This window comes from Faecalibacterium sp. I3-3-89, assembly GCF_023347275.1.
Taxonomy (GTDB): domain Bacteria; phylum Bacillota; class Clostridia; order Oscillospirales; family Ruminococcaceae; genus Faecalibacterium; species Faecalibacterium butyricigenerans.
Window position 1 is genome coordinate 108,546 of record NZ_CP094468.1, and the last position, 16,264, is coordinate 124,809.

General features: G+C 51.6%; 14 protein-coding genes. 11 read left to right on the forward strand and 3 right to left on the reverse strand.

Going from position 1 to position 16,264, the window contains the following annotated elements:
• The first annotated feature begins 5 nt into the window (after positions 1-5).
• The 6 genes from MTP38_RS00480 to MTP38_RS00505 all read left to right on the forward strand — a co-directional run bounded on the left by MTP38_RS00480 (position 6) and on the right by MTP38_RS00505 (position 6,765).
• The gene (locus MTP38_RS00480; protein ID WP_015536701.1) at positions 6-362 is read left to right on the forward strand and encodes an ArsR/SmtB family transcription factor; all 357 of its coding nucleotides are present in this window, start codon (positions 6-8) and stop codon (positions 360-362) included.
• A 73-nt stretch (positions 363-435) separates the two neighbouring features.
• Positions 436-2,790 carry a heavy metal translocating P-type ATPase gene (locus tag MTP38_RS00485; protein ID WP_249233904.1) on the forward strand — a complete coding sequence of 785 codons (2,355 nt, stop codon included), beginning with the start codon at positions 436-438 and terminating at the stop codon, positions 2,788-2,790.
• Positions 2,791-3,609: 819 nt separating this feature from the next.
• Positions 3,610-4,026, forward strand: coding sequence for a YjdF family protein (locus tag MTP38_RS00490; RefSeq protein WP_215666215.1), 417 nt, complete (start codon positions 3,610-3,612; stop codon positions 4,024-4,026).
• Between the two features lie 176 nt (positions 4,027-4,202).
• Positions 4,203-4,667 (forward strand): hypothetical protein, encoded by a 465-nt coding sequence (locus MTP38_RS00495; protein WP_215698199.1) that lies wholly within the window; start codon positions 4,203-4,205, stop codon positions 4,665-4,667.
• Positions 4,664-6,388 carry a recombinase family protein gene (locus tag MTP38_RS00500; RefSeq protein WP_442900532.1) on the forward strand — a complete coding sequence of 575 codons (1,725 nt, stop codon included), beginning with the start codon at positions 4,664-4,666 and terminating at the stop codon, positions 6,386-6,388. Before MTP38_RS00495 ends, MTP38_RS00500 begins: the two co-directional genes overlap by 4 nt.
• Positions 6,385-6,765, forward strand: coding sequence for a hypothetical protein (locus tag MTP38_RS00505; protein WP_249233905.1), 381 nt, complete (start codon positions 6,385-6,387; stop codon positions 6,763-6,765). Before MTP38_RS00500 ends, MTP38_RS00505 begins: the two co-directional genes overlap by 4 nt.
• Before the next feature lie 20 nt (positions 6,766-6,785).
• On the opposite strand, the gene MTP38_RS00510 is transcribed toward MTP38_RS00505, so the two are convergent.
• Genes MTP38_RS00510 through MTP38_RS00520 form a run of 3 tightly spaced genes read right to left on the reverse strand, consistent with a single transcriptional unit; the run spans position 6,786 to position 9,705 of the window.
• Positions 6,786-7,751: a hypothetical protein gene (locus tag MTP38_RS00510; protein ID WP_227620567.1), complete on the reverse strand. Its 966-nt coding sequence runs from the start codon at positions 7,749-7,751 to the stop codon at positions 6,786-6,788.
• 12 nt (positions 7,752-7,763) lie between these two features.
• A complete protein-coding gene (locus MTP38_RS00515) occupies positions 7,764-9,299 on the reverse strand; it encodes a relaxase/mobilization nuclease domain-containing protein (RefSeq protein ID WP_249233906.1) in 1,536 nt (511 codons plus the stop codon).
• Entirely contained in the window at positions 9,271-9,705 is a 435-nt protein-coding gene (locus MTP38_RS00520) for a plasmid mobilization protein (RefSeq protein ID WP_249233907.1), read from the reverse strand. Before MTP38_RS00520 ends, MTP38_RS00515 begins: the two co-directional genes overlap by 29 nt.
• A 954-nt stretch (positions 9,706-10,659) precedes the next feature.
• Here MTP38_RS00520 and MTP38_RS00525 point away from each other — a divergent pair.
• The 5 genes from MTP38_RS00525 to MTP38_RS00545 all read left to right on the forward strand — a co-directional run bounded on the left by MTP38_RS00525 (position 10,660) and on the right by MTP38_RS00545 (position 16,263).
• Positions 10,660-11,628 carry a tripartite tricarboxylate transporter substrate-binding protein gene (locus tag MTP38_RS00525; RefSeq protein WP_005941123.1) on the forward strand — a complete coding sequence of 323 codons (969 nt, stop codon included), beginning with the start codon at positions 10,660-10,662 and terminating at the stop codon, positions 11,626-11,628.
• 93 nt (positions 11,629-11,721) lie between these two features.
• Positions 11,722-12,237 carry a tripartite tricarboxylate transporter TctB family protein gene (locus tag MTP38_RS00530; RefSeq protein WP_113991662.1) on the forward strand — a complete coding sequence of 172 codons (516 nt, stop codon included), beginning with the start codon at positions 11,722-11,724 and terminating at the stop codon, positions 12,235-12,237.
• An 11-nt stretch (positions 12,238-12,248) separates the two neighbouring features.
• Positions 12,249-13,757, forward strand: a complete 1,509-nt coding sequence (locus MTP38_RS00535) for a tripartite tricarboxylate transporter permease (RefSeq protein ID WP_015536705.1) — start codon at positions 12,249-12,251, stop codon at positions 13,755-13,757.
• Positions 13,758-13,772: 15 nt separating this feature from the next.
• Positions 13,773-15,128 carry a sulfatase-like hydrolase/transferase gene (locus MTP38_RS00540; protein ID WP_097776425.1) on the forward strand — a complete coding sequence of 452 codons (1,356 nt, stop codon included), beginning with the start codon at positions 13,773-13,775 and terminating at the stop codon, positions 15,126-15,128.
• 16 nt (positions 15,129-15,144) lie between these two features.
• Positions 15,145-16,263: a GntR family transcriptional regulator gene (locus MTP38_RS00545; RefSeq protein ID WP_113991663.1), complete on the forward strand. Its 1,119-nt coding sequence runs from the start codon at positions 15,145-15,147 to the stop codon at positions 16,261-16,263.
• Position 16,264: the final 1 nt, after the last annotated feature.

The window sequence follows — 16,264 nt, forward strand, 5'->3', positions numbered from 1 at the left end:
GTCTGATGTCAAATTCTTTATACACCTGTAATTGCGATGTGATCCATGAGGACATCGTGAACGATGTAAAAGGCAAAATGCAGCCGAAAGACGACTACATCCAGCTTGCATCGCTTTTCAAGCTGTTCGGAGATGGCACAAGAGTGCAGATCCTTCATGCTCTGGAACAGAGCGAGATGTGTGTATGCGACCTTGCGGTTCTGCTGGGCGTCACCAAATCGGCGATCTCTCACCAGCTGAAAGCACTCCGGCTTGCCGGACTGGTCAAATTCCGCAGAGAGGCCCAGATCGTGTATTATTCGCTGGCGGATGATCATGTAAAGGAGATCATCGACAAGGGATTTGAGCATTTAAGAGGATGATCGCGCAAGCGATTATCTTTTTGTCTTTTAAGTTGAGCGATTGAACAATTAAGAAAACGTAGTGGAGTTCAAAATGAAAAGAGTATTCATCCTGAAAGGTCTGGATTGCCCGAACTGCTCAGCAAAAATCGAGAAAGAAGTCGGTGAGCTGGGTGGCGTGGCTTCTTCGACCGTGAATCTGATGAACCAGACATTGACTGTTCAGGCAGGAACATCGGTGGCTACCTCCCTGCTGGACACCGTTACCACGATCGTCCACAGCCACGAGCCAGATGTTGAAGTGTCGGAAAAGACCGAACCTGCGGTGACGAAAGTCTATCTCCTGAAAGGTCTGGACTGCCCGAACTGCTCAGCAAAGATCGAGAGAGAAGTCGGTGAGCTGGATGGCGTGACTTCTTCGACCGTGAATCTGATGAACCAGACGCTGACTGTTCAGGCTGGAACATCGGTAGCTGCTTCCTTGCTGGATACCGTTACCACGATCGTACACAGCCATGAGCCGGATGTTGAAGTGTCGGAAAAGCAGCTGGAAGCGACTGCACCTGTCAAAAAGGATGAAAAAGCGGCGGTCTATAACGATGAGGATAAGAAGCGCACGATACGGCTTGCCGTGGGTGCTGTGGTCTATGCAATCGGTATGGCATTGACCGTATTCGCAAAGCTGCCGACTCTGGCGGAACTGGCGTTTCTGATTGTGGCGTATGTGATTCTTGGCTGGGATGTCGTATGGCAGGCAGTGAAAAATATCACCAGAGGACAGGTGTTTGACGAGCATTTCCTGATGAGTGTTTCCACGATCGGCGCATTTGCCATCGGGGAATACCCGGAAGCTGTTGCAGTTATGCTGTTCTATCAGGTCGGAGAGTTCTTCCAGTCGCTGGCGGTAAAGCGTTCCAGAAAGTCCATCTCTGACCTTATGGACATCCGTCCGGATTCGGCGACCGTTAAGCGGAATGGCGTATTGCAGGTCGTTTCTCCGGAAAGCGTTGCGGTGGGCGAGATCATCGTGGTAAAACCCGGTGAAAAAATCCCGCTGGATGGCATCGTTGTGGATGGCGAATCCATGCTGGACACCAAGGCACTGACCGGCGAATCTGTGCCGAGAAGCATCCGCAAAGGCGATGAAGCCCTGTCCGGCTGCATCAACCAGAGCGGTTTGCTGACGCTGAAAGTCACAAAGAGCTTCGGGGAATCCACGGTATCGAAGATCACTGACCTTGTGGAGAATGCTTCTGCAAGAAAAGCTCCCACCGAGAACTTCATCACGACCTTTGCACGATACTATACGCCGGTCGTTGTTGGAATGGCGGCTGTGTTGGCGATCATTCCGCCGCTCGTCCTTGGCGGCGGCTGGTCTGAGTGGTTGCGCAGAGGTTTTGTGTTCCTGATCGTTTCCTGCCCGTGTGCATTGGTCATTTCTATTCCCCTGACCTTCTTCGGCGGTATTGGTGCCGCATCCAAGCGCGGTGTGCTGGTAAAGGGCAGCAACTATCTGGAAGCACTGAACAAAGTGAGCGTGGTGGTCTTTGATAAGACCGGCACCTTAACAAAGGGTGTTTTTGAGGTCGCAAATATCATTCCGGCAGCCGGATACCAGAAAGAGCAGGTATTGGAGTATGCTGCACAGGCAGAGAGTTATTCCAACCACCCGATCGCAAAGTCGATTCTTGCGACTTATGGAAAGCCAATCGACCAGAAGCAGTTCTCTGGCTTTGAGGAAATCTCAGGACACGGCATCAGCGTTATGGTGCAGGGAAAGAAGGTACTGGCTGGCAACAGTAAGCTGATGGAATCTGAAAAGATTGCCTATGCCGCTTGCGATGCAGCCGGAACAAAGTTCTATGTAGCAGCGGATGGTAGCTATGTAGGCTGTATCCTGATCGCAGATGAAGTGAAGCCGGACAGCAAGTGCGCAATCGCAGAGCTGAAAAAGATCGGCGTGGAAAAAACTGTTATGCTTACCGGCGATGATGAGCGAATCGGCAAGTCGGTGGCAGACGAACTTGGTCTGGATGCGTATTATGCACAGCTCTTGCCCGACCAGAAGGTCGAAAAGCTGGAAATGCTAGATAAGCAGAAACGGCAGGGCAGCAAACTCGCCTTCGTGGGCGATGGCATCAACGATGCCCCTGTTCTTGCCCGTGCAGATGTCGGCATTGCCATGGGAGGTCTTGGCTCGGATGCCGCGATTGAAGCTGCGGATGTTGTTCTGATGACAGATGAACCATCGAAACTTGTAGAAGCCATTGATGTTGCAAAGGCTACGAAACGGATTGTGATGCAGAACATCGTGATTGCTCTTGGCATCAAGAGCGTGTTCCTTGTTCTGGGCGCACTCGGCATGGCCGGTATGTGGGAAGCCGTGTTCGGTGATGTGGGTGTCACGATCATCGCTGTTCTGAACGCAATGCGGATTCTGAAGAAATAAGCACAAACAAAAACAGGGTGCGCCCACCCGGACGCACCCTGCAAAAATCCACACACGATAAGTAAGGCAGGGAGTTCCCCAGTGCGGGGTATCCGTAAAACAGTTTTCGAGAAATGACACGGCAACTGCCAGTCAGGATTGGTTACGAGTATCCGGCTAGGCCGAGGAAGCATCAAGTCCCATGTCCGCACCATCAAGGTGTTGGCATGGGGCTTTTTGCATATCAGGATTCTGTACACCTCTATCAAGGTGTAACACACTAGACTTTGTACCAAAGTCCGTGTGCCAAGGGGTGCTGCGCCCCCTTGGAATCCCTGCTCACATCGCCTGTGGGCGATGTGGATTCGCCACACAAAAGGCTCTCACAAAGGCGCACCCCGGCTGTTTGCGGCGAGGAAAAGGCACTTCTGCGGAAGTGTAATAACCCACTATGACACTTTCAGCCCTGCTGTCTGCAAAGTGTAGTGGGCTCTCCGAGGGGGAACGGTGGTATGGGGTTCGTTTCGGGCGAATCGCTGCGTACATGCGTACGGAAGGTTGGTACGCACGTACGCAGTAAAACGGTCAAATTCTCGTATATATGGGTGGTCATTTGACCACGAGTGTGGTATACTTCACTTGGAAAACCAATTAAGGTAGATATAATGCACAGGGATGTGCTTTATATAATAAAAGCAGGATAAAAACGCAACGCATTTCTTCCTGAGAGATGCTAGAGCTGGTAGGTAGCCCAGCCGTCTGCACCGCACGGTGTAGGTAAGTAACCTTCCCCTCCGGGTTGTCCATTCCTGTAAGGATTTATTTCAGGAGGGTTTCGTTATGGACATTGATTCTACAAAGCTGACTGTGTTTTTTGAGGCTCCATTCTGGATTGGAGTGTTTGAGCGTATTGAGAGAAGAAAGCTTTCAGTGTGTAAAGTCGTGTTTGGCGCAGAACCAAAGGACTATGAAGTCTTGGAGTATCTGCTCAAGAATTACAGTCGGCTGCGCTTCAGTCCATCTGTTGAGACAGTTGTAAAGAAAGAGTCTGTGAATCCAAAGCGATTGCAACGGCAAATCCGAAAGGAAACAGCTGCCACAGGAATCGGCACAAAATCACAGCAGGCGTTGCAAATGCAGCGAGAAGAAAACAAGCTGGTGCGAAAAGCACTTAGCCGTAAACAACGCGAAGCAGAAAAGCAGCGTCAATTTGAACTGAAACAGCAGAAGCGAAAGGAAAAGCATCGGGGCAGATAATGCCCCTTTGCTTTTATCTGGCAGGGTTTGGGGCAGGCACGCCCCAACAAGAAGCTGTCCCAAAGGGGCAGGAAATTTTCAAGAATTGAAAATTTGTGGCCACGGGACGATTCTTGCTCTCACGAAAACCCATACTTTTTGAAAAAACGCTTTTCGCAGCCAAAGGAGGATGCACCATGAAAAAAGAGATCGAAGCCTTTGTCAACGCAGCCAACGAGCAGGAGTTGGAAGCCGCATGGAATAACCTCTCGGCAGAGGAACAGCAGATTTTCGAGCAGCTCATGGAGGAAGACTCACCCGAAGATGCACTGGCATTTTTCGCCCAGCTGTATGACGATACCCCGAAGGAGCAGGCCAGCGAAACCGTGAGCATCTCCGAAAATGAAATCTATTTCAAGCGGCAGCCCTTGACCGAAGAGCAGAAGAAGCACGGCTCCTATGTAGATGAGAACGGCAACCTCCATGTCAAGAATCTGTCCGCTTTCTGGATTCCAGAACTGACCACCACGGAGAAAGTCGGTCACACCACCTACACCGTGACCGGCAGCTATGAGGGCAAGGAATCCTTTTTGAAGAAGCTGGAGCGCATTGTTGCCAAGAACGCCCAGCAAAAATTTGAAGATGAGGGTGCAGACGAATGACAACTGCGCCTAATTCTGCTATACTTGACCCGTTAACCAATCCTGTACTGACAGTTGCTCCACAGAGTAAGGAGGACACAACAATGTCTGGAGCAACGAATAAGATCACCGCACTTTACTGCCGACTGTCGCAAGAGGACGCACGGCTCGGCGAAAGCCTGTCCATTGAGAACCAGAAGGCTATCCTTCTGGAATACGCCAAAAAGAACCACTTCCCGAACCCAGTGTTCTTTGTGGATGATGGCTACTCCGGCACGAACTATGACCGCCCCGGCTTTCAGAGTATGCTGGTCGAGATCGAAGCAGGGCGTGTAGGAATCGTTATCACGAAAGACCTGTCCCGACTGGGGCGCAACTCTGCCTTGACGGGTCTGTACACAAACTTTACCTTTCCCCAGTATAGCGTTCGCTACATTGCCATTAACGACAATTACGACACCATTGACCCGAACAGCGTAAACAACGATTTTGCGGGTATTAAGAACTGGTTCAACGAGTTTTACGCCCGCGATACCAGCCGCAAGATTCGGGCTGTCCAGAAGGCCAAGGGAGAGCGTGGAGTGCCGCTGACGGTCAATGTTCCGTACGGCTATGTAAAAGACCCGGAGAACCCGAAGCATTGGCTTGTTGACCCGGAAGCGGCTGCGATTGTGAAGCGCATCTTCTCCATGTGCATGGAGGGACGTGGCCCGACCCAAATTGCAAACCAACTGTGGGTGGACAATGTTCTGACTCCCACCGCCTACAAGCTGAGCCATGGCCGGAGTACAAACGCACCTGCCCCGGAAGACCCTTACCGCTGGGATAAAAGAGCAGTAAGTTTGATTCTGGAACGCCGGGAGTACACTGGCTGCACAGTCAACTTCAAGACCTATACTAACTCTATCTGGGATAAAAAGAGACATTTGAATCCTGTGGAAAATCAGGCTATCTTCCCGGATACACATGAGCGCATTATTGACGATGATGTGTTTGAAAAGGTTCAGGAGATTCGTAACCAGCGTCACCGCATGACCCGGACAGGCAAGAGCAGCATTTTCTCCGGTATGGTCTACTGCGCTGACTGCGGTTCCAAGATGCAATATGGTTCGTCCAACAACAGGGACTTCAGTCAAGACTTCTTTGATTGCTCTCTGCACAAGAAGAACGGGAGCAAGTGCAAGGGACACTTCATCCGAGTAAAGGTTCTGGAAGGACGTGTACTGAGTCATGTTCAGCGGGTGACGGACTACATTCTCCGTCATGAAGACTACTTCCGCAAGGTCATGGAGGAGCAGCTTCGGGTGGAAAGCACCGAAAAGCTGACCGTCCTGAAGAAGCAGCTTGCCCGGAATGAGAAGCGGATTGCAGACCTCAAACGGCTGTTCATGAAAATCTACGAGGATAACGCCAGCGGAAAGCTGAGCGATGAACGCTTTGACATGATGAGCCAGAGCTACGATGCCGAACAGAAGCATCTGGAAGAGGAAGCCCTTTCTATCCAGCAGGAAATCGAAGTACAGGAACAGCAGATCGAGAATATTGAGAAGTTCGTCCAGAAAGCGCACAAATACGTTCATATTGAAGAACTCACCCCTTATGCTCTCCGTGAACTGGTGTCGGCCATCTATGTAGATGCCCCGGATAAGTCCAGCGGAAAGCGGGTGCAGCACATCCATATCAAGTACGATGGGCTGGGGTATATCCCTCTGGATGAACTGGAAGCAAAAGAAAAGGCGTGACCGAAGTCACGCCAAATCTTCCCCCATTGTGGGAATTTTTGCAAATACTGTTTTATGGGAACTCTGCTAGCGGGAACTTCCTGTTTTTCTTTGCCGGAGATGTGAGCCTGCTCTGCTTGCCACGCGGCAAACTCGCGCTGGCCTTCCTCGCTGTTCCAGCAGGCAAGGATGGCCGGGTAGAACGCCCGTGCCAGACGTTCGATGGCTTCATCGGGGTAAGGGAAAGTGTTTGTGGACTTTTTCTTTTTGTTCAAACGCACGCTCCTTTGATCGTCCCACCGTGGCAAATTCGGGCGAGAAAATCAAAGTTCCAATTTTTATCAGGCGCAAGGGCGCGGATGCTTTCCGCCCTGCACTTGCGGCTGGGGGCTCGTTGATGGCTTACAGGTGTCTGCTGTTATGCGGTCTTTTCTTCTTCAAGGGCTTCTGCAAGAGCCTTTTCCAGATAGGTTTCGATTTCAGTCAGGTAGTTAGCAGGCCTCTGCATTGCGAAGCGGAGAACCTTTTGCTTTTCCGGGTCAGTGAAATAGCTGGGATTGTTTTTGAGCGTTTTCTTCCATGAGTTTTTCATCATTTCGGTCGCACGGCTCAAGGATTTGTAAACCTTCATAAACTCGTCCGGTACATGATAGCACCGGAATTCTTCTGTTTGTGGTGTGGGCATGGGAACGGGTTCTGCTTTTTCAGGTTCAAATTCTGCGCTGGCAGATTCCAACACTTCCAATGCCTCTGGATGCAGGATTTGAGCAAGGACATCTGAACGATGCTCGGCACTTGCCTGCACGAGTTTGGACATTTCTTCGTTGGTAAACTTCACTTCGCCGGAAAAGACTTTCTGCTTGATGCCGGGAGAGAGGTTGTCTGCGATGTCGATGCCTCGTGTATAGTGGCTGGCGCGGAGAACGGAGGCACGGCTGACACCATTTTCCTCTGCGATCCGGTCACAGGTTTTCTTTCCAGAGTGGTGGTTATCACCGTGATCACCACCACTTTTCTTTGCTAAAGTGTACTGATTACCCCGAAAGATTTTTGCAGCTTTCTTTTCAGCTTCATACTGTTTCCCAAGCAGATAGCGTTTCTGTTCGGGGCTCAGGTTTCGCCGTCCCAACTGATTCCGGCAAATCCACGCAATGGCTTCTTCGCGGTTCTCAAATCGGAGCGGCATAGTGGAAAAATAAATCTCAGGATGCTTCTGGAGAATGGCATAACGGTTGTGGCCATCAACAAGTGTATTATTCCACACGATCAAAGGAGAGAGCAGCTTGCCCTCTTTCAGGATATTTTCTTCAAGCTGCTTAAATTCATCATCGGTCAGAGGGGGAATCTGGGACTGGAACTCCGGATCGATTTTCAAGTTGATCATACGCACACTCCTTTATCTCTCCTGCTGCGTCTGCTCTTCCTCCCGGAAAAAGGACGCAACATTCTGCTTTGCGGTTTTCAGTTTGAGCAGTTCTTTCTTGGCTTCCTTGTACTGCTCGTAGAACTTTGCCTTTTCGGATGCCAGCTGCGCATACTCGGCTTCCAGCTTTTTCGGGCTGGGCAGCTTGGTGAGGTCATTTGCCTTGAAATAGGCTGCTGCCGCCCGGTACGCTGTCAGCTCTGCACGGTGCTGCTCCTCAAAGGCTGCGGGTTGTTTGGCAGTCTTTAACTGCTGTGCGACATTCTTGGTGCTGGTGTAGGCTGCGATGTGATAGCGCAGCTCATTGTTGGCTTTCACGCGACCTTCGAGGTCTTTCACCACCGCCAGTGCATCGTGATACTTGGTTTCCAGTTCAGCGATGCGCTGGTTTAGAGCGTCCTCGTCGGTCAAGCCCTTTTCCTGCAGAAGCTTCACGGTCTGTGCCATAACTTTGAGATTGTGTTTAGTGAGCCAACGCTTATAGCCGATGCCCTTGCCCTCGGTCATCCTCGACTGGATGTCGATCAGTTTCCCGATGGTATCCTGCTTGAACTGCGCCTTGGGTTTGCGTTCGGCATTTGCGTTCAGGGCAGCAAGCACTTCTGCCTTGTCGAACTTGTCCCCGAGATGTTTCGCTCGGATGAACTTCGTTCTGCCAGAGGGCAGATAGCTGAGTTGTCCACGGCTTTCCTTGACGGTGATGCTATACTGCTGCAAGAGCCTGTCGGAAAATTCTTCAAAGCTCGTGGCACGGTACAATACAGACGAAATCTGTCTCCGTAAAGTATCCTTCACAGTTTCAAACTTCTTCTGCCGGGGCTGCTGTCCGGCTACGGTAAGGGCTGCGTTTGCAAGGTCGAGCTTCTGCTGACCACGCCTGCGCGCCCAATACTCCGCTTCGCTCACACGCTCCTTGGAGCCGTTGAGCAGGTCGATCTGGTACAGTCCGGCACTTTCGCACAGCTCCATGACCTCGACACGGAGGTGCCGCATGGTCTGGGCGGTGCTGGAGTGCTTCATGCCCTCGCGCCAATCGCGGGGCTTCTGCATATAGGGCTTACGCTCCACTTCTCGTGTTCGGATGCTGCCGATCACGATGTGGACATGGATGTTTCCCGAATGGTTGTGCCCATCGGGGTGAGTGCAGACGATGGCAGGATGACCGGGGAAGTTTTCTTCGCAGAATTTCAGGCCAAGTGCCTGTGCCTTTTCCATGGTCAAGCCGTTGTCGGCTGCATCTCTTGGGTCAAAGCTGATGATATACTGGTGGCTTTTGATATCACCATGCTGGGTGTTCTTGCCATACTTGCGGTTTGCCAGCAGACAGGCCGTTGCGAACGAGAAATCGCCGCACTCAAGGGTGTCGAGCAGGTACGAATCCCGCAGCTTCGGCTTGCCTTGTTCATCCAGAAGTTGCTTCCCGGTGAACGCATCGTGCTGGTAAACGAGGTACGCTTCGATGGCGGTGTAGTCCGAGTTCTTAGAGGCGATATGCTTGAGCGTTGCCATACAGTTCACCCAGAACTTTCTCGGCGCTGAGCCGGAATGCAGTCAGGTCTGCAAGTTCGGCAAGGAGTTTCGCCCGGATCTGCTCGGTGTCTGCACCGCCGGAATTGAAGTGCCTTGCAAGCTGGTTGAGGTTTCCGCCCACCTTGCTGCACTGGGCAAGCAAAGTGGAAACAGCGGTCAGGGTTTCTTCGCCACCACCGGCAATGATGACCGTTTTCTCGATTTTGACGTTGCGGATGGCGCGGCGGATGAAGGTGGAGAGGGAGAGATTCAGGAGTTTGCAAGTGAGTTCCAGTGACGCTTTTTCCTCCGCTGTCACACGGAACTTGATGACGTGCGTTTTGTTGTTCGGCGTGTCGTGGTGCTGGGAATTGCTAGGAATCGGTTGAACATTCGTTTTGGTCATTGTACCTCCTGTCTGTTCGATAACTCCTCGGTGAAGTTATGTAAAGCACGACACGCCGTTCCATTCGTGCCGCTAGGCACGAATGATGAGCAGGGTTTGGGGCAGGCACGCCCCAACAAGATCACTTCGGAAATGCAGACGCATTGAAGAAGTGAAGTCCCGGTGGAGCACAACATTTTCAAGAATTGAAAATTTGTGGCCACGGGACGGTTCTTGCCCTCTACCGCTGCGCTCAAAACGCATTTTCAACAAATGTTTCCAAATTGTTAAGACGCAAAAAATAAGTAGCGGGGCTCTGCTCGTGTATGTTGATCACCGTTTGCTCCGAACGAAGTTCCTGCCCCTGTTTGTGCAGCGGCGTTGACGAAAAGTCGGTATCACGTTCGGTCGGCTCATGAAATTTTCAAGGTGCAGCTCCCTAAAAGAAAAATACCGCCCACGCAGCGCAGCGATGATTTTGTCGGGTGAAACGGCGGCAAAATGAATCGGGTGTGTTGCGGGGCGGTAAATTCTTTTGCGGACTTTCCCTCACTGAAGTGGTGGGTCTCACGGTGATAACCAACCACTTTTGCAGAAGATTTGCAATCAATCTACAAGTTCAGTGGGATTTGTGATAGAGAATATCATGGTTCGTAGGGTACGTCAAGATGATTCCGAAGAAATTATTTATGAATGGAGACAATAGTAAGACTTCTATTATGAATATGATACACTTTACATCATGAAAGAATTTAAGCTGCACAAAGATGATTCAAGCGGATGTGCAATGTGCACAATAAGTTTTCTACAGCAAAATACAGATGTGGTCATTTAGCTCTTTTACCAGACAACTTTTTTTATAAAATAAAAAAATTTGTTGACTTGAAATTGCTTGAAATGTTATCTTGTTGGTAACAAAAGCACGGTGAAGTGCTTGCTACCACACGAAAAGGCAAAACAAAAAAGGAGAGTAAAATGATGAAAAAGCGTATTGCGGCGTTGGTCACCGCCGGTGTCCTTGCTTTGTCGATGCTTACCGGCTGCGGAAGCAAACAGGAGAGCTGGAAAGTTACCTGCCCGTGGGCACCGTCTGGTGTAGCAGCGATGGTCAGCCAAAAGGCTGCTGCCAAGTCCCCTGATTATTCTGATAATAAAATCACACTGGTTGCTGAAGCCGTCAAGGGCGATGCTGCTACTGTCAACACTTGGGTGTCCAGTACTAAGGCAAATGATAAGGAACTGGTCTTCGCCGGTGAGGGTCTGTTCGCCATTACCGAGACTCTGGATCCGGCCAAGCTGCAGTTCAGCTACGACGATTTTGAGTTCGTGGAGAACTTGTACTCCTCCGTCTTCGTCCTGTCCGCTGATTCTTCACTGAACCTCAAGAATCTGGACGATCTGGAGGCCTATGTCAAGGCAGGCAACCCCGTATCCGTGGCCGTTAACGGCGCTACCGGCTCCGAGGCTTTCCTGGCAGCGGCTCTGTTCGGCTCTATGGGTGCCGGCGACCAGCTGAAACTGACTCCGTACCAGTCCGCTGCGGAGGCTGCACAGGCTGTAGCTAAGGGTGAAACGAACTTCGCGGTCTCTCACCAGTCTCAGATTCTTGAGACCTACCAGCAGGGCGGCGTTGATGTGGTTTGCGCATTCGATGACAAGGCTATCGAAAACGGCCCCTTCGCAGGCGTTGAGGGCGTTGGCTCCAAGGGCTACCCCTACTTCCGCAACCGCTGCTTCGTCATGGCTCGCAAAGGTACTGACGCCGCAAAGGTTGCCGAGCTGAAAGAGCTGTATGATAAGATCCTCGCCGATGATGAGATGGTCGAGTGGCTGAACGACACCATGCTGCTGGAAGTCGATACCATGACCGAGGACGATGTGAAGGCTCACATTGAGAACGTCAAGAGCATCGTCGAGCAGTATAAGGACATCGTGGCAGGCTGATAAAAAGCCCTCATAGCGACAAAAAGCTGAAGCAGGGGGAACGGGGACATCCCCTTCTCCCTGCTTTTATGTTTCCAAAAGGAGTTGAAACAAGTGAAAAATCTGATAGAACGTGCCGAAGCAAAACTGGATGAATGGGGCGCAAAGCTCGAACAGAAGAACATCGAGTACCCGGTAGACCTGATTTGCGGCATTCTGTTTCTGGTCATTGGCATCGTGCTGCTGCTCATCATGCCGCAGCAGGTGCAGATCTCGGAAAAAGACGTTGTGAATGGCCGCGCTTTCCCGACGATGCTGATTTGGCTCATGCTGGCCATGAGCGCCCTTCTGGTGGGCCGCGAGGCATACAACATGGTGATGCACCGCCCGACCAAAACTAAAACGCTGAATCTTTTGGTGGAAACAAAAGCACTCGTCATCGTCCTCATTCTGGTGGTCACTTATCTGCTGGCAGAGGTCACGGATCTGTTTGTTGTGGGCGCTGTATTCTGCGCACTGGCATTTCTGGTCTTTTTCCGCTGCAAGAAACCCCTTTACTATGCCATCACAGTTTCAATGGCTGTGCTGATCTGGGTCGTGTTCCACTTTGTGCTGAATGTTAGTTTCTGAGGAGGCAGAATATGGGTTTGTTTGACTTTATCGGCCCGGCCTCCGGGCTGCTTTTCACCCTCGAAAATATCATCTGGATAAACCTCGGCGTCTTTATTGGCTGCGTGTTCGCGGCCATCCCGGGATTAAGTGTTATCCTCTGCATCATCCTATTCCTGCCTGTCACTTATACCATGCGTGCGATTCCCGGCATGATGTTCCTGTTGGGCATTTACTGCGCAGGTGGCTATGGTGGATCGGTATCGGCTATCCTTATCAACACGCCGGGTACGCCCCACGCGGCGGCTACTATGCTGGACGGCTATCCGCTGTCCAAAATGGGCCGCACTAAGGCGGCGTTGAAAATTGCACTTTATGCATCTACCTTTGGCGGTATCTTCTCTGCGCTGGTGCTGCTCTTCCTCGGCCCGCAGGTGGCCAAAATTTCGGCACAGCTGGGCACGGCGGAGTACTTTATGGTCTGCCTGTTCGGCATGACGATTATTGCAGGCGTTTCTGGTAAGAGCCTTGTCAAGGGCATCATCGCCGCCTGCCTTGGTTTGCTTATTTCCTGTGTGGGCGCAGACCCCATGACCAGCTATGACCGCTTTACATTTGGTATTCCCCGTCTGTATCTGGGTCTTGACCTTGCCGTTACCCTCATCGGTTTGTTCGCACTGGTGGAAATCATTGGCAAGGCAGAGCTGAAGCGGAATGAGTTGAACCTTCACGCCGGAAAAATCGGCAATGATGACGGCAAAATCACAAAAGATGAATACAAGCGGATGTTCCGACCAGTGCTGATGGGTTCTATCATCGGTTCCTGTGTTGGTATCGTACCTGGCACGGGTGCGTCGGAGGCCTCGTGGTTCTCCTACAACACTGCGAAGAACCTGTCCAAGCATCCCGAGGAATTCGGCCACGGTTCTGTGGAGGGCGTTGCGGCTGCTGAGTCTGCCAACAATGCCGTCTGTGGCGCGACCCTGATTCCCTTGCTGACGCTGGGCATCCCCGGCGACGGCTGCGTGGCCATCATGTTGTCGGCCCTGATGATAAATGGCCTGAACCCCGGTCTCTCGCTGTTCACCACCGACGGCGCTATCATGTATGCCATCATGCTGGGCCTTATCCTCGTGAACATCTTCATGTTCCTGCAGGGCAAATACCTGACTAGCCTGTTTGCAAAGGTCGTCTCCATCCCTCAGCAGATCTTGACCCCCATCATCGTGATTTTCTGTTTCGCCGGTGCTTACTCGGTGAACAGCAGCTATTTTGATTTGAGCGTTGCGCTGGTGTTCGGCGTGATGGCGTGGTTCATGCGCAAGCTGGAGCTGCCCGCTGTCCCTGTGCTGCTGGGCATGGTGCTGGGCAATATGACCGAGACGAACTTCCGCCGCGCCCTGCTCATCTCGGATGGAAGTCCCAAAATCTTCTTCAGCAGTGTGTATTGCTGGATTTTTATCGCGCTAATCGTGGTGGTTATCATCGGCATCCTGCGCGGCAAGATGAAGGAAACGAAGAACGCGAAAGTGGAACAGTAAAAGGAGGTAAAGACCGTGGCATATAACATTATTTTCTACTTCAGTGACCAGCAGCGCTGGGATACCTGCGGCTGCTTCGGCCAGCCGCTCAACGTCACACCCAATCTGGACAAGCTGGCAGAGGAGGGCGTAAAATTTGACAATGCTTTCTCTCCCCAGCCGGTGTGCGGCCCTTGCCGCGCCCTATTCCAGACCGGAAAATACCCCACTGAGACAGGCTGTTTCCGCAATAACCTGATGCTGCCCTCGAATATCAAGACTCTGGGCGAGTATATGGAAAAAGATGCCGGCTACGAAACTGCCTATGTCGGCAAGTGGCATCTGGCCTCGGATGGCGAGCTGGAAAAGAAGCCGACCATTGACCATACCATTACAGCCGTTCCGTTGGAGTTGCGTGGCGGCTACACCGGCTACTGGCGTGCAGCCGATGTGCTGGAATTTACCTCCCACGGCTACGACGGCTATGTGTTCGACGAGAACAACAACCGCATCGATTTTAAGGGCTACCGTGCTGACTGCATCAACCAGTTCGCGCTGGACTACCTCGACCAGTACACCGGCGAAAAGCCCTTCTTCATGACCGTATCCCAAATTGAGCCGCACCATCAGAATGACCACAACCACTACGAAGGCCCCAACGGCTCGAAGCAGCGATTTGCGGATTTTGTCCTCCCCGAAGACTTGAAGGCTCTGGGCGGCAATGCAGCAGAAGAGTATCCGGATTATCTGGGACAGTGCGCAAGCCTCGACGAGAACCTCGGCAAGCTGGTGGAAAAACTGAAAGAAAAGGGTCTGTATGAGAATACTGTTATCCTTTACGCTTCCGACCATGGCTCTCATTTCAAGACCCGCAACCGCGACGCCCATCTGAACGGATACGATGACTATAAGCGCTCGTGCCACGACGGCTGCCTGCATGTGCCGCTGGTCATCTGCGGCGGCCCGTTCAAGGGCGGCAAGGAAGTCACCGAGCTGGTCAGCACCGAGAGCATCCCCAAGACTCTGTTGGCTTTGGCAGGCGTGGATGTCGGCGACAAGATGATCGGCGAAAATCTGCTTGACGTTGTGGAAAAGAAAAATCATAATAGAGCTAATGAGGTCTACGCCCAAATCTCGGAGAGCCGCTGCGGCCGCTGCATCCGCACGGCAGATTATATGTACTCTGTCTATGCCCCCGGTGTCAATGGCGGCGAGGCTGCGGCATCTGATGTGTATGCGGACGACTTCCTCTATGATATGCAGAAAGACCCGTGGCAGCTGAACAATGTTGTCGCAGATCCTGCATACGCCGACGTCAAAGCGGAGCTTCGTGAGCGCTTGCTGAACTGGATACAGCACGCAGAAGGCACCCGCCCCACCATCACCGACTGAAAAGGAGCGTTTGCCCATGCTCTCGGCTGCTGAGAAAAAATCTGCTCAGGTATATCGTTGGCTTCTGGCTTATATCGACGAAAACAAGTTTTCTGGAAATCAACGACTGCCCTCGGAAAATGCACTCTGCCGAAAGCTGGGCGTCAGCCGGGAAACGATTCGAGTTGCCATTGACCGATTGGTGAATGAAGGAATCGTGTACAAAGTCAAAGGGAGCGGCACCTATTTCCACCGGGAAAAGGTGATGACGCGCGATTTGAACACCGAGGATGCACTTTATAAGATCGGCCTTGTTTTGCAAGGTCAGGATACGAGTGCAAATTCGGGATTAATCGAAGGGGTTCGCAGTGTCCTGACGCAGGAGCAGGTTGACCTCCATGTATTTCTGACCGATAACAAATTCTGCAACGAACGCCGCTGTCTGGAGACTGTGGTACATCAGAATTTTCACGGTTTCATCGTGGATGGTGTCAAATCGAGCATCCTCAGCCCAAATCTTGACTGCTACAAGGAGCTTTACCGACGTAAGATCCCGGTGATATTCTACAACAACTTCTATCGGAACTTGCGCTGCCCCCGCGTAACGATCAATGATATCGAATGTGCCCATCAGCTGATAGAACGCCTGATGGATGCCGGACACAGCCACATTGCAGGCATCTTCGTGTACGACAACTACCAGAGCGTAGAAAAGTTTCAAGGCATGGCGGAAGCGATGCGAAATCGTGGTTTGGAACTGAACGATGATTACATCAAGTGGTGTATTTCGGACGAAGCCCACAACGAAAGCTATGTCCGTTCCATTGAAAGATTTCTGAAGAGCATCCCTAAATGCACCGCTATCGTCTGCTGCAACTACATCATCTATCGGCTGGTCATGAAAACCCTGCAGAAAATGGGGAAGACTGTACCCGAAGATTATTCGCTGGTCTGTTTTGATTATTCCGAAGAAACTTATCGGCAGGAGGATGTTACCTGCTCCGTGGAGCAAGGCTTCGAGATGGGACGTCAGCTTGCGCTGCGGCTTATGGAGATGATTTCCACCGGCGAATGCGATGACCGGAACTACACTTATGTCATGAAGCCCATCCTCTACGATGGCCATTCCATCCGGAAGCTCAAAAAGGTAAAATAAA

What these genes read in the sequence shown, in the direction of transcription:
- MTP38_RS00545 (WP_113991663.1), top strand. Translation starts at nt 15,145, where the DNA reads ATGCTCTCGGCTGCTGAGAAAAAATCTGCTCAGGTATATCGTTGGCTT.
- MTP38_RS00490 (WP_215666215.1), top strand. Translation starts at nt 3,610, where the DNA reads ATGGACATTGATTCTACAAAGCTGACTGTGTTTTTTGAGGCTCCATTC.
- MTP38_RS00515 (WP_249233906.1), bottom strand. Translation starts at nt 9,299, where the DNA reads ATGGCAACGCTCAAGCATATCGCCTCTAAGAACTCGGACTACACCGCC.
- MTP38_RS00495 (WP_215698199.1), top strand. Translation starts at nt 4,203, where the DNA reads ATGAAAAAAGAGATCGAAGCCTTTGTCAACGCAGCCAACGAGCAGGAG.
- MTP38_RS00485 (WP_249233904.1), top strand. Translation starts at nt 436, where the DNA reads ATGAAAAGAGTATTCATCCTGAAAGGTCTGGATTGCCCGAACTGCTCA.
- MTP38_RS00535 (WP_015536705.1), top strand. Translation starts at nt 12,249, where the DNA reads ATGGGTTTGTTTGACTTTATCGGCCCGGCCTCCGGGCTGCTTTTCACC.
- MTP38_RS00510 (WP_227620567.1), bottom strand. Translation starts at nt 7,751, where the DNA reads ATGATCAACTTGAAAATCGATCCGGAGTTCCAGTCCCAGATTCCCCCT.
- MTP38_RS00480 (WP_015536701.1), top strand. Translation starts at nt 6, where the DNA reads ATGTCAAATTCTTTATACACCTGTAATTGCGATGTGATCCATGAGGAC.
- MTP38_RS00520 (WP_249233907.1), bottom strand. Translation starts at nt 9,705, where the DNA reads ATGACCAAAACGAATGTTCAACCGATTCCTAGCAATTCCCAGCACCAC.
- MTP38_RS00500 (WP_442900532.1), top strand. Translation starts at nt 4,664, where the DNA reads ATGACAACTGCGCCTAATTCTGCTATACTTGACCCGTTAACCAATCCT.
- MTP38_RS00525 (WP_005941123.1), top strand. Translation starts at nt 10,660, where the DNA reads ATGATGAAAAAGCGTATTGCGGCGTTGGTCACCGCCGGTGTCCTTGCT.